Origin of the sequence: Vibrio sp. YT-18 (assembly GCF_033337345.1) — a bacterium.
Taxonomy (GTDB): Bacteria; Pseudomonadota; Gammaproteobacteria; order Enterobacterales; family Vibrionaceae; genus Vibrio; species Vibrio alginolyticus.
The window spans coordinates 422425-436270 of the sequence record NZ_JAWOQO010000002.1 but is presented as its reverse complement, the minus strand read 5'-3'; the positions used below and the strand labels follow the sequence as shown (position 1 = coordinate 436270).

Sequence of the window (13846 nt, the reverse complement as noted above, 5' to 3'; positions counted from 1 at the left end):
TTCGGGCATTTTCCTCATGTTACATGAAGAAACGCCATGAAGCTCGCAAACCCCGTATTTATTGGCCTCACATGATAAACGATGTAGATTTCCGAAGCTACTAGAAAGCCGTTGAAATTAAAACATATTCCCTTTGTATAATTCTGTTTTCATCTTGATTCTCAGGCTTTAAAAAGACAGGCAATACTAAGGAATTCGCTGCCAAGAGACAAGCGTTACCCCATACAAGCGTAGCAAAAACTTCCGCTTGTTCCTGGCCTCTTTGCTATCACTCATACCAAAGCGCCGTATTTCTGTCACGCGCCAAACATTTGATTACACAGCACGCACATCACAATTACATATCCCCAACATGTGTGGGGTCACAATCATTCATTTCGTTGTTCGCAGTGCGCATTTGTGCACATTAATATTGTGCAGTTCGTTCCAATTACACTTATAAATTTATGCGCTCAACTATCACTTTTAAGCTCTTACTGGCGTTAATTGCTGTCTTCAGCTGCGTTCTAGCTGCCTCTACGGCTTACCAATACCATCAACAAAAAACCTTAATCAATGATGTTCTTAGTGAACAACTCCATGATAAGGCTAGTAATTATTTCGATAGCCTAAATATGATGATGCTTACGGGCACCATGTCGCAAAAAGAAACCTTACGTCAAAAGGCCCTGGCCCAAGAAGGCATTGAAGCAGTTCGCGTGTTGCGAGCTGATACTGTGACCAAACTTTACGGACCTGGGCAACAAAACCAGCAGCCTGTCGATGATATTGATCAACGAGCGTTGAATGGTGAACTGGTGATTGAACCAATCTCAGCCGATTGGGGCAAAGGGTTAGTAGTCGCACTACCAATGAAATCGAGCGAAAATTACCGTGGCACCAACTGCGTTTCTTGCCACGTTGCACCAGCAGGAGAAGTGTTGGGCGCGATTCGCTTGGAATACAACATGAATCATGTCAATTCAATGATCAGTAAACAGGCAATGTTTGCGATGGGAATAATGGCCGTAATCGCATTTGTGGGCTTCATCATAACGATGAGTTTGATTCAGAAAATCATTGTACGACCAATTCAAAGAACGTCGAAATTCATGTCGAATGTGAGCCATAGCAAAGATCTATCTCAACGACTTATGCATCACCAACAGGATGAAGTGGGCCAACTTTCTACTGCAATCAATTCATTCATGGATACGGTCTCCGAAAGCTTAGAACGTGTGCAAGACACCTCTCACTCACTTGCCGACTCCGCGAGTAAACTAACTGCTGTCGCGCAGTCCACAGATAAAGCGGCGAATAACCAACAGCTAGAGACCAACGAAGTACAAAGTAATATCACCGATATGTTGCAGCAACAAACTGCGGTTGAGGACTCGACTAACAACGCTACTGTTTTGGTCAATCACACCGTTGATGTCGCCACTCATAGTGCAAGCCAAGCACACAATGTAAGTGAAGACATCAAACAACTAGTAAGTAACATTGATACCGTACGGGAAAAAATCAGCTCTCTAAACCAAAGAACCGAAGAAGTGTCGTCCATTCTTGTGGTTATTAAGGGTATTGCAGAACAAACCAATCTGCTCGCGTTGAATGCTGCTATTGAAGCCGCCCGTGCCGGAGAGCAAGGGCGCGGTTTTGCGGTCGTCGCGGAAGAAGTGCGTAACCTGGCTTCTAGGACGGCTGAGGCCACTGGTAATATTGAACATATCATTTCTCAATTCCAGCAAGGAAGTGAAGAGTCATTAACTTCTGTTGATACCGTCTGCCAGTTTGCTCATCAACGCTCTGTCGATGTCGAGGCACTATCAGCCACAATGCATAACGTTGTTGACGAAATGCGCCAAGTGCTCAGACATGCAGAAGATATCCAAAACCAGACGCAAACCACATCTGATGTAAGTCAGCATATTCAATCTAAAATAGATGTGATCACACTGCATGCTAACGACACATCGCAATCAGCATCGCACACGCGTGATATTAGTGTTGATTTAGAGCATCTATCCGAACGTTTAGAGCAATTACTAAACCAATTCACACTTTCAGAGCACAAAAGAGTGAATAAATAGAGAGATTCTCCCCATCAAAACGAATATAAAGGTTGATGCGAGCGAATTGACAGGTAATATGTCTCGTTGAATCTGTAAAATGCTACCCAACTCAGCGCTTAGCTTGTTTTTTGAACAAAAATGTTATTAGACAAGTACTTTAAGTAAGCGTTGAGTTGAATTTTTACCTCAATGGAGAATATTGAAAACATGACTTACGCGCCTGTATCAGACGTATTGAAAGGTCAGCTAGCAGTAGACAGCGAAGTGACTGTTCGTGGCTGGATCCGTTCACGTCGTGATTCCAAAGCTGGAATCTCTTTCCTTGCCATATATGACGGCTCTTGTTTCGACCCGATTCAGGCCGTGGTCCCAAATAATCTTAATAATTACGAAGACGAAGTATTAAAGCTAACGACTGGCTGCTCTGTTGAAGTAACTGGTAAGATTGTTGAATCTCCTGCAAAGGGTCAAGACTTCGAACTTGCTGCCACTGACGTTAAAGTGGTTGGTTGGGTTGAAGATGCTGAAACTTACCCAATGGCAAAAACTCGTCACTCAATCGAGTACCTACGTGAAGTTGCGCACCTACGTCCGCGCACAAACGTAATCGGTGCAGTAGCACGTGTACGTAACTGCCTATCTCAAGCAATCCACCGCTTCTACCACGAGCAAGGTTACTTCTGGGTATCTGCGCCGTTGATCACGGCTTCAGATGCTGAAGGCGCTGGTGAAATGTTCCGCGTATCTACGCTAGACATGGAAAACCTTCCTCGCACTGACGCTGGTAAAGTGGACTACAACGAAGACTTCTTCGGTAAAGAGACGTTCCTAACCGTATCTGGTCAGCTAAACGCAGAAGCTTACGCTTGTGCGCTAAGCAAAGTTTACACTTTCGGCCCTACTTTCCGTGCTGAAAACTCAAATACAAGCCGCCACCTAGCAGAGTTCTGGATGGTTGAGCCTGAAGTTGCGTTCGCAGAACTGGATGATGTAGCGAAACTGGCTGAAGACATGCTCAAGTACGTGTTTAAAGCAGTGCTTGCAGAGTGTCGTGATGACCTTGAGTTCTTCGCTCAACGCATCGACAAAGAAGCAATCACTCGTCTAGAGCAGTTCGTTTCTTCTGACTTCGCGCAGGTTGACTACACTGACGCAATCCAGATCCTTCTTGATTCAGGTCGTGAGTTCGAATTCCCAGTTGAATGGGGTATCGATATGTCTTCTGAGCACGAGCGTTTCCTTGCTGAAGAACACTTCAAAGCACCTGTAATCGTTAAGAACTACCCGAAAGACATCAAAGCATTCTACATGCGTGCTAACGATGACGGTAAAACAGTTGCAGCGATGGACGTTCTAGCACCGGGCATCGGCGAAATCATCGGTGGTTCTCAGCGTGAAGAGCGCCTAGACATTCTCGATGCACGTATGCGTGAAGTGGGTATCGATCCTGAACATATGAGCTGGTACCGCGATCTACGTAAATACGGTACAGTGCCACACGCAGGCTTCGGTCTAGGCTTCGAGCGCCTAGTATCTTACGTAACTGGTATGGGCAACGTTCGTGACGTGATCCCATTCCCACGTACTCCTCGCTCTGCGAACTTCTAATCACTTTTTAGTGATATTGAATTAAAAAGACCTCCCATGTGGAGGTCTTTTATTTTGTACGAATGATTTTCTAGCAACCGGTGTATGCACTCTAGTTGTTATCTTCGTCGTCATCCTCATCTGCTCGCGCTGCGTATTTTACTCCAACCACACACAAGCCAAACATCACAAATGGGATAACAGCAGCAGTGTATTCCGTCCAAACCATATGAGAGAAAGATTTCGCCAATATCAAGTGTGCAAACACCAACAAAAATGCGCTAAAAATAGCAACACCCATCAACCTAAGTTCATGCTTTACCAACTGCTTTTTCATTACGGCTCCTAACCTAAATGGTTGTCTGCCCATGATTGAAACACAGCTTCGGTATCGTCCACTGATACAGTTTGAGCAAAAAACAGGTAAACAGTTGGCTAATGAAGTAATTCTCCGACCGTCTTCACGGCTTGTTCTAATTCATCATTTACAGGTAACGATGTATTAAGCCTCAGGTAGTTCTCATAATTTGGAGCGACAGAAAACAACTGACCAAATGCTACAGTGATGTTCGCTTCCAATAACTTTTGATAAATCGCTTTTCCGCACTTTGTTTTCGGCAGTTCTATCCAAAGAAAATAGCCGCCTTCCGGTTGCGTGTAACGAATTGATTGGGGAAAGTACTTATCAACCAGTTCAATAAACGCCAATTGCCGCTGCTCAAGATTCTTTCGCAGTTTTCTAAGATGGCTATCATAACTATCGTTTTGTAAGTAATGCGCGATACCCTGCTGGATTGGTGCACTGCCTGACAACGTCGAGATAAGTTGCAGCTTTTGAAGTTGCTCATTGAAGCGTTTGTTTACCACCCAGCCCAGCCTATAGCCAGGGCAAAGGCTTTTTGAAAATGATCCACAATGCAACACGCGTTCTTGTGTATCAAAAGCTTTAAGTGAGCTTGGCTTTTTTTCAGAAAAATAAAGCTCTGAATACACATCATCTTCGATCAAGTACACATCGTATTTATCAGCCAGTTCGACGATACGTTGCTTCTGCCCGTCACTTAATAAGGTTCCTGTTGGATTGTGAAAGTTAGTCATTAACCAACATGCGCGAACATCATTGTCGGCAAAAGTCGCTTCAATTTGATCCACTGAATGTCCAGTTAACGGATCCACCGTTATTTCTATCGCCTTTAGACCTAAACGTTCAATCGCTTGAAGTGCGCCATAAAACGTCGGTGATTCAACTACAACAGTATCTCCAGGCTGGGTCACGGCCTGAAGGCTCAAATTCAACGCTTCTAATGCGCCAGAAGTAACGACAACATCATCATGGGTAAACACCATACCTTGTTGGATGTACCGTTGAGCAATCAAACGGCGTAGAGACTCACAACCCGGCGGCAAGTTATCCAATAACGTCTCTGCCCCCATCTTCCTACCTGAGCTGGCTAGATTGCGGTTTAGCGCTTCTAATGGGAACAATGCAGGGTCTGGAAACGCGGAGCCAAACTTCACCGCATTCGGTGAGGCCTGATTTTTGAGGTAGTCGTAAAGTTCATCGTTGATGCTAGAGCGATAAACGGAAGTAGCTGGAGAACTCGGTTCGAAGCGGTCCAACTCCGCAGTCACAAAGTATCCAGACTGAGGTTTCGCTGCGACCCAACCTTGTGCTTCGAGCAGCTGATAAGCTTGTAATACCGTACCTGCGCTGACAGAATGGTTTCGGCTTGTTACACGCACTGATGGCAGCTTTTCCCCTGCTCTCCATGTATTTTGCTGAATCTGCGTTTTGAACAGCTCAGCCAGTTGACGGTATCGGTTCATGTTTCCCTCATTTCACTTACAGCCGCACCATAGCATACTTCGCGCCAGCATTCTGATATGGGAGTATTCAATTTAGCAACGTAATTTATCAAGCTTATCAATAGATATTTCAGCCACGAAGTGAGCGTTTATATCCCATACTTTGACTGTTACACACATATTGCCTCACATCTTTGCAATACCTAAAAGCCAAGGTTTTACGTTGGACTGAGTGCGTTAAACTCACTTCGAGCTACGGTCTTTAAATCAGGAGGAAGCGATGAAAGTTTTTACAATGGACGATCTCTTGTATCGCGGAAAACATAAAGGTGTACATAGTTGGGACCATCCTGGCAGTACCACCCCTTATTATTGGCATCCTGATTGGCTGCATATCGCTGAAGATGCTTTGGGTGAACACAAAAAGGCTGACCTTGAAGTCCCTGATGGAGAAACAGCGACAGAAGAGCATGCAAAAGCGGCGATTCTCAAACACTTGAATGATGAGTAGTTTAGGCTCTATCACCGTTCAAGAATAGCATTAGGTAGGCGAATCCATCGTCGTATGCTTTAAACACAAATAAAGCTAAAACCTGCCAAATAGTAAATTCTTCTGAATGAGAAGTACGCATCTTCTATCGCGTTCAAAGGGCAAAATAAGTCGATTGTTATCACATTAATTTTCATTACATCTGTTACATTTAAATAGTAATGGTGATGCACACCTCAACTCATGGATTATGAGAGAAAACAATAATGGCGAAATACAACGAAGAAGATATTAAATACAAAGGTGAATCCAACGGCGTACATTCTTGGAGCTCTCCTTCCGGCCAACCTTATTACTGGCATCCAGATTGGTTACACGTTGCAGAAGATGCGACGGGTACGCATCCGAAGCAAAAACTTGAAGTTGAAAAGACAGAAGTACCAACCGAAAAACACGCATTAAAAGCGATCTTAAAGCATATGAACGACTGGGCGACTGAAAAACTTTCTTCTAACCCTGACATCGAAACCAATGCGGTTGAGTCGGAAATCAATCTGAAGAAATAACCCCAACCGATATCCATACTTCTAACAGTAAACGCTCCACCTTTGGTGGGGCGTTTTTGTCTCAACAAATCCTCACTAGACAACTATAAACGCGTTAACGCAAAGCACTGAATTGAAACGATTGGGATGTGTGCAAAACTTCTCCAACCATGGCATAAATGCCCTTCAAACTCTGTGCCTACCAAACGTTTTCATGGCAAAAACTTTAGTTATGTTAGAATTCTGTTTCAAATCGCAACTTTTTTAGGTTTTCTTTTCAGTAACGGTTGTAACCAATATTGCTGAAAGGTATAAATGTTAGCACACCCCTTCGATTAACATGGATGAAGATTATGTTTGAAAAAGTAGTTGCCGCTCCGGCTGACCCTATTCTTGGCCTTACTGAAGAGTTTAAAAAAGATGCTCGCGCAGACAAAATTAACCTTGGCGTAGGTATTTACAAAAACGAGCAAGGCGAAACTCCCGTTCTTGCGACAGTAAAGAAAGCTGAAGCAGCACTTGTTGAAACTGAAAAAACCAAATCTTACCTAACCATCGAAGGCACAGCAGAGTACGGCATTGCAGTGCAAAAACTGCTTTTCGGCTCTGATGCAGAAATTGTAAACGAAAAACGCGCTAAAACAGCGCAAGCTCCGGGTGGTACTGGTGCACTACGTGTTGCCGGCGAGTTCATTAAACGTCAACTAGGCGATGTAAAGATCTGGATCAGCAACCCTACATGGGCAAACCACAACGGCGTATTTACTGCTGCTGGTATCGAAACGGCACAATACAGCTACTACAATGCTGAAACAAAAGACAAAGACTTCGATGCGATGCTAAATGATCTTCAATCTGCATCTGAAGGCGACATCGTGCTTCTACACGGCTGCTGTCACAACCCTACAGGGATCGATCCTACGGCTGAAGAATGGGAAACATTGGCGAAACTTGTCGCAGAGAAGAAATTGCTTCCTCTGTTCGACTTCGCCTACCAAGGCTTTGCTAAAGGTGTGGAAGAAGATGCTGCAGGTCTTCGTACTTTTGCTAAATACAACAAAGAAATCCTAGTCGCGAGCTCTTTCTCGAAAAACTTTGGCCTATACAATGAACGCGTAGGTGCCTTCACGTTAGTAGCTGAGTCAGAAGAAGTCGCAACAACCGCTTTTTCTCAAGTTAAAGCCATTATTCGCTCTATCTACTCTAACCCACCTGCACACGGCAGCGCTGTCGTGACTCACATTCTTGGCAACGCCGAAATGCGTGCGGAATGGGAAGCTGAAGTAGCAGAAATGCGTGACCGCATTCAAGAAATGCGTGAACTATTTGTAGCGACACTAAAAGCAGAGGGTGTGGACGCAGACTTTAGTTTCATCGAACGTCAAAATGGTATGTTCTCTTTCTCTGGTCTTTCTAAAGAGCAAGTTAACCGCCTTAAAGAAGAGTTCGGTATTTACATTGTCGGTTCTGGCCGAATCAGTGTTGCTGGTATGACGAAGTCAAATATGGGCCCTCTGTGTAAAGGCATTGCAGCGGTTTTATAATCGACTGTCGCATACTTTATTAAAAGGAAAGGTCAGCATAAGCTGACCTTTTTTGTTTTAACTTAACGCCAAAAACGAACCCGTCCGATCTAGTAGACAAACTTCAAACTCAGCCCAACTTCATTGACGTAATCTGAGCTTTCACCGCTGTAATCAGTATCTCTAAACTGATAAAAAAGACCAGTGCCGATGACTTTATGCCATTGGTAGTTAAGACCGATCTTAAAATTGTTCTCATCAACGATATCACTACTGTTCAACTCCACTTCAGCTGTCGCAATAAGCTTTTCACTGAGCAAGTAATTCACCCCAACAGTTACAGCTTGAATCAATTCGCTATCGGAAGACAACGTATTATCCGTTTTGTCGTCCGTCGCTTTCGCTTTGATTGCGCCTATTCCATATAGCCCGTAGATATCGAATTGCTCTGTAACTCCATAACGGTAACCACCACCAAACAAAAGGCGGTCAATGCGAAGAGTAAAATCATCCGGATGGAAAAACTGCGCTGAGTAATCAACATTAAACAACCAGTTCTCAGTAAACAAATAGTTACCACCGAGTCCAACTGTGGTCGCATTAGAGTTATCTAACCATTCTTCGTTTGTCGTTCCGGCACCAACATCCAAATGAATGTGTTCGTACCCAAATTTTTCTGCTTGGTCCATGACCGCTGCGCTTGATATCGCCGGCAAAGCAGCTAAAGAAACAAGCAATAAATTTCTCACCATTCGACTTCCTTTCATGAGAATTATCTAAACACTGTATTCCATCGCCTGAGCTACTTGGCTCAAGAAGAATAGCTTAATCTAAAGACGTGATAACGATCTGAAACAGCCAAAGAGCTAATCAGTCATCACGAAGAAAACATATCGACGACGTCTTTTTCAATTGAGGTGACCATATAGTAGTAAAAATGAAGCTCCCTTATCGTGCGATATGTCAGAATCTTATGACTGAGCACGAAAATCGCGGTTCAGATAAGACTCTGTTTTAAAACTAAGTTAAGATTACTTTATTATTTGCGAACTAAAAGGCGCCTTCGATGGATGCAGAACTTCTCGAGATTTACAACTTTCTCGCCAAGTATCCCCCGTTCAATGAACTCCCTGAAGAAACACTAAACAAGGTGACAGAGAGTGTCGAAATCTCGTACTACCGAGAAGATACCCCCATCATCCATTTTGGAGACTATATCCAAGATTTATACGTGGTGCGAAGCGGTGTTGTTGAAGTTTATCGACGCAAAGGTGAGCTGTATAACCGCCTTGACGAAGGTGACCTATTTGGCCAGATGGGCATGCTCACCAATAACAAAGTCCGCTTTCCGGTAAAAGCCATTGAGGATACCCTGCTCTACTGTATTCCTGGTGACATTTTCCAAGAAATTTACGATAACTTTGATTCCTTTGCGGATTTTGTTGAAGTTGAAAATAGCGCTCGTTTACGCCAAGCCATTTCAGAAAACAAAGACGCCAATGACCTGACGACGTCGAAAGTGAAAACCTTGCTGACTGGCGATGCTCATACGATTGATAGTGGTCAGACAATCCAGCAAGCCGCGCAGCAAATGGCGAATGACAACGTATCGGCTTTACTTATCGTCGACCCAGATTTCGTTCGTGACGAAGACGATCCACAGTCCCCAGTACTTGGTATCATTACTGACCGTGACTTGTGTACCCGTGTGTTAGCTGAAGGTTTGTCCCCACAGGACGATGTGTCCAGTGTGATGACCACGGAGGTCATGTCTCTTGACCACAACGCTTACATCTATGAAGCAATGTTAACGATGCTGCGTTACAACGTACATCACCTACCAGTGGTAAAAAACCAATTACCAATCGGTATTATCGAAACAACCGACATTGTTCGTTATGAATCTCAGAATTCGTTGTTGTTGGTGAGTAGTATTTTCCAACAACAGACTATCGAAGATTTAGCCGTTGTTGCCGAAGAAGTGAAAAGCAGCTTCGTGCGTCTGGTCAATGAAGATGCCAACTCTCACATGGTGGGTAGCGCGATGTCGGTCATTGGCCGAAGCTTCAAACAGCGTCTGCTAGAAATGGCAGAAGAAGAGCTTGGCCCACCGCCAATTCCTTATTGTTTCCTTGCACTTGGCTCAATGGGGCGAGATGAGCAACTGTTGGTGACTGACCAAGATAACGCCATCATTCTAGATGAGACCTATCAAGAAGAGAAACATGGTAAATACTTCGAAGCCCTAGCAAAATACGTCAGCGATGGGTTAGATGCCTGTGGCTACAAATATTGCACAGGTGATATTATGGCAACCAACCCACTATGGCGCATGACTCGTTCAGAGTGGGAAGAGTGTTTTGCTGACTGGATTGATAACCCGAACCCGAAAGCACTACTCAACGCCTCCATCTTTTTCGACTTGGATGGTGTCTATGGCCGCTTAAAATGGGCAGAACAGTTAACTAGCTTTATTGTTCGTCGCGCTCGAAAGAACAACCGCTTCTTAGCGTGTTTGGCTCGTAACGCACTAAACAGAACACCACCTCTAGGCTTCTTTAAAGACTTCGTGATGGAAAAAGATGGCAGACACAACAACTCCATCAACCTCAAACGTCGCGGTACTGCTCCTCTGGTCGACTTAATTCGTGTTCACTCTCTGGCAGTTGGCTCACGTGCACAGAACTCGTTTGAGCGTCTCGACGACATCATTGACGCTGGCATTTTGCCAAAAGGTCGAGCACAAGACTTAAAAGACGCGTTAGAGTTTATTTCCATGGTGCGTATTCGTCACCAAGCGACGGATGTGGAACTAGGCATTGATCCTGATAACAATATCGAACCAGAAAACCTCTCTGAGTTTGAACGTCGCAACCTAAAGGATGCATTCCAGATCCTAAGCAATGGTCAAAATTTCCTTAAGTTCCGCTACCAAGCGAACAAGAGCTTTAAGTGAGGTTTAGCATGATTAAAAAGCTCTTTCAGAAGCCAACCATTCAGTGGCCAACGAAGTTTGAACAAAAGCTGGAGATGGCGAAGGATGAGAATTTAATTGCGTTCTATAGCAACAAGCCGCCTGCTCCAGAAACACCGTTATCTGAGGTGGAGTTCGTGGCGTTAGATTTCGAAACGACGGGTTTGAATCCTGAAAAACATGACATCATTACTATTGGTTTGGTGCCGTTTAACCTGAAGCGAATTTTCCTACGTAACTCGCGTCATTGGAAGGTACGTCCACAGCGTGCACTCGATGAAGACTCAGTCATTATACACGGTATTACTCACAGCGAATTGATCGATGCGCCTGACTTAGGCGATATCTTAAGCGAGCTGCTACCATGCTTAAGCGGGAAAATCATTGTTGTTCATTACCGTCGTATCGAGAGAGAGTTTCTGGATAAAGCGCTCAAAAGCCGTTTAGGGGAAGGTATTGAGTTTCCTGTTTTAGATACGCTGCACCTTGAAGAAACGATTCAACAGAAACGTTCAGGCTCTCTCTGGGAGCGTCTAAAAGGGAAAAAACCAGAATCGGTTAGGCTAGCGCAATCTCGACGCCGTTATGGGCTGCCAGACTATACGCCTCACCATGCATTAACCGACGCAATTGCTACCGCAGAGCTGCTGCAAGCGCAAATCGCCCATCATTACAGTGAAGAGCAACCCATCAGTGAGTTCTGGCTGTAATGTATTTCACGCTTAATAGCGATCAAAAAAGGAGCCAGATGGCTCCTTTTTACTTAGGTTGAGACAAGATTACAGCTTAAAGCGTTGAATCTCTTGTTCAAGTTCGTGTGATAGCTCAGACAGGTGAGCAGCTTGTTCTGCTGCTTGATGAGCTTCGACTGACAACTCGTTAGACACGTCACGAATACCTTCAGTGTTACGAGTGATCTCAGTGGTTACCGATGCTTGCTCTTCTGCTGCTGAAGCAATCTGCGTTGCCATATCACTGATACGCTCAACAGCAGTGTGGATTTGCGTCAAGCTCGCTGCAGCCGCATTGGCATCATCAACACTGGTATCAGCTAGACGACGACTGTCACCCATAATACCGACCGCTTTGGCTGTTGTGCCTTGTAGCATCTCGATAGTTTCTTGAATCTCTTGCGTTGAAGCATGAGTACGTTGGCTCAATACGCGGACTTCATCTGCAACCACAGCAAAACCACGGCCTTGCTCACCTGCACGTGCCGCTTCGATCGCCGCGTTAAGTGCAAGTAGGTTCGTTTGCTCTGCAATGCCTTGAATCGTTGATAGAATCGTATTGATGCTATTTCCGTGTGCTTCTAGCTCTTGAATCACATCAGTAGCAACTTGAACTTCTTGCGCTAAGTTCTGAATAGAGCCTTGCGTTTGAGTTACTTGGCTAGAACCATGTGAACAAGCTTGAACCGCTTCTTCTGAGTTACTTGCCGTGCTATCAGCATTACCTGCAATTTCTTGTGTCGCTGCTGCCATTTCGTTCACAGCCGTCGCCACCATGTTGATTTCATCTTGCTGGTAAGAGATACGCTGACTACGCTCCTCAGCTTGCTGTGCTGTCGTGCGTGCTTGTTCTGAAAGCGCAGAAGATACGTGGCTAAGCTTAGTAACCATTGTGTGCATGTTGCCAACAAAACGGTTGAAGTTTTCCGCCAGTTTACCTACTTCATCATCACTGCGTGGTTCTAGGCGTTGCGTTAAGTCACCTTCACCAGATGCAATTTCTTCCAGTGCATTTGATACGCGGTTCAAGTCACGGAACAAGAAACCAACTAGCCAAGAAACTGCAAGAATAACCACAATCGTGATCGCCACAGCAGTAAACAATAGATCTCGTAGCAATACCGCATGACCTGCTTCTTCTGTTGCGCGATCCATTTCAATCGCAAACATCCAATGCGTACCAGGAACTTTATTGAAGTAGTAAAGCTTCTCTTTTCCTTTGATTACCGTATCTTCGATACGACCTTCATCGGCGGCGCGCTCAATTGCCTCTTCTGAAAAATCTTTTAGAACACTGGTGATAGGCTTAAGCGTCAAGCTTTTATCTGGATGCGCTAAGAAGGTGCCTTCATTCATGTCGATTAGCATCGCATGCGCGTTTTCACCTGCATCTAAGTTAATCACATCGCTGATAAGCTGATCGATCAGTACGTCCGCACCAACAACACCAACAAACTGACCATTTTTCATTACTGGCTCAGCAATGGTCACAAGTAGTGCATTCGTGATTGCGTCTTGATATGCGGCTGTGATGATTTGCTTACCCGCGGCATCAGCATCCTTGTACCAAGGACGTGTGCGAGGGTCATAATCAGCACGGTTACGCTCCGGATGAGAGCGGTACATATCACCGTTTGGTGTACCAAGGAAGATGTCATCGAAGCCACCAGCCTTGCGAGCTTGTTGTAGGAAAGGAACAACGTCTTGCTCGGTCGAGTAGTCGTTGAACGCAGTGGCAATATCTTTACGGATATTGACCCAATCAGAAATTCCCTCTGACGCAGTAGTACTAAGACTTTGCGCACGTGAATAGACACCTGAACGAGTCTGATCAAATAATTGACCAGCCGACAACCAAGTAAGTGCTGTTGCCATCACAACAACAGCAGAAAGGCTTGCGCCTATAAGCTTTTGTTTTAATGATAATTTCATATTTATAGTTTTTTGAGTTGGGAGAACAGTTAAGGTGCATGAATATTACACACTTTTTTACGACTATTCACTAATTTTTAAAAAACAAAATAGCACATTAACTCTTTGTAAAATATGAACTTTCATGTGTCATTTTTTTGTCTCGATCGTCATAAAAACCGCACAAAAAAAGCCAGCAAATTGCTGGCCTTTTGATTAATTGTT

The 13846-nt window shown here is 44.5% G+C and carries 11 protein-coding genes; 7 read left to right on the top strand and 4 right to left on the bottom strand.

Annotated elements, in window-relative coordinates:
- The first annotated feature begins 446 nt into the window (after positions 1-446).
- Both R7M72_RS04325 and asnS read left to right on the top strand, forming a co-directional pair.
- Positions 447-2072: a methyl-accepting chemotaxis protein gene (locus R7M72_RS04325; RefSeq protein WP_025767294.1), complete on the top strand. Its 1626-nt coding sequence runs from the start codon at positions 447-449 to the stop codon at positions 2070-2072.
- A gap of 189 nt (positions 2073-2261) precedes the next feature.
- The gene (gene asnS, locus R7M72_RS04320) at positions 2262-3662 is read left to right on the top strand and encodes an asparagine--tRNA ligase (RefSeq protein WP_017636101.1); all 1401 of its coding nucleotides are present in this window, start codon (positions 2262-2264) and stop codon (positions 3660-3662) included.
- Between the two features lie 91 nt (positions 3663-3753).
- Here the strand turns inward: asnS and R7M72_RS04315 are convergent, their stop codons facing one another.
- Positions 3754-3978 (bottom strand): hypothetical protein, encoded by a 225-nt coding sequence (locus tag R7M72_RS04315; protein WP_033905633.1) that lies wholly within the window; start codon positions 3976-3978, stop codon positions 3754-3756.
- 98 nt (positions 3979-4076) lie between these two features.
- Positions 4077-5468 carry a PLP-dependent aminotransferase family protein gene (locus R7M72_RS04310; protein WP_005376887.1) on the bottom strand — a complete coding sequence of 464 codons (1392 nt, stop codon included), beginning with the start codon at positions 5466-5468 and terminating at the stop codon, positions 4077-4079.
- Positions 5469-5727: 259 nt separating this feature from the next.
- On the opposite strand from R7M72_RS04310, the gene R7M72_RS04305 reads away from it, so the two are divergent.
- The 3 genes from R7M72_RS04305 to R7M72_RS04295 all read left to right on the top strand — a co-directional run bounded on the left by R7M72_RS04305 (position 5728) and on the right by R7M72_RS04295 (position 8026).
- A complete protein-coding gene (locus R7M72_RS04305; protein WP_065274663.1) occupies positions 5728-5958 on the top strand; it encodes a hypothetical protein in 231 nt (76 codons plus the stop codon).
- A gap of 245 nt (positions 5959-6203) precedes the next feature.
- Positions 6204-6503 (top strand): hypothetical protein, encoded by a 300-nt coding sequence (locus R7M72_RS04300; RefSeq protein WP_005376885.1) that lies wholly within the window; start codon positions 6204-6206, stop codon positions 6501-6503.
- A 332-nt stretch (positions 6504-6835) separates the two neighbouring features.
- On the top strand, positions 6836-8026 hold the full coding sequence (locus R7M72_RS04295) for an amino acid aminotransferase (RefSeq protein WP_017636105.1): 1191 nt from the start codon (positions 6836-6838) through the stop codon (positions 8024-8026).
- Positions 8027-8115: 89 nt separating this feature from the next.
- On the opposite strand, the gene R7M72_RS04290 is transcribed toward R7M72_RS04295, so the two are convergent.
- Positions 8116-8757: an outer membrane beta-barrel protein gene (locus tag R7M72_RS04290; protein ID WP_064368581.1), complete on the bottom strand. Its 642-nt coding sequence runs from the start codon at positions 8755-8757 to the stop codon at positions 8116-8118.
- A gap of 314 nt (positions 8758-9071) precedes the next feature.
- Between R7M72_RS04290 and R7M72_RS04285 the strand changes: the two genes are divergently transcribed.
- Both R7M72_RS04285 and R7M72_RS04280 read left to right on the top strand, forming a co-directional pair.
- On the top strand, positions 9072-10961 hold the full coding sequence (locus tag R7M72_RS04285) for a DUF294 nucleotidyltransferase-like domain-containing protein (RefSeq protein WP_318056050.1): 1890 nt from the start codon (positions 9072-9074) through the stop codon (positions 10959-10961).
- A gap of 8 nt (positions 10962-10969) precedes the next feature.
- The gene (locus tag R7M72_RS04280) at positions 10970-11689 is read left to right on the top strand and encodes a 3'-5' exonuclease (RefSeq protein ID WP_005376881.1); all 720 of its coding nucleotides are present in this window, start codon (positions 10970-10972) and stop codon (positions 11687-11689) included.
- Between the two features lie 69 nt (positions 11690-11758).
- Here the strand turns inward: R7M72_RS04280 and R7M72_RS04275 are convergent, their stop codons facing one another.
- On the bottom strand, positions 11759-13642 hold the full coding sequence (locus R7M72_RS04275) for a methyl-accepting chemotaxis protein (protein ID WP_005376880.1): 1884 nt from the start codon (positions 13640-13642) through the stop codon (positions 11759-11761).
- Positions 13643-13846: the final 204 nt, after the last annotated feature.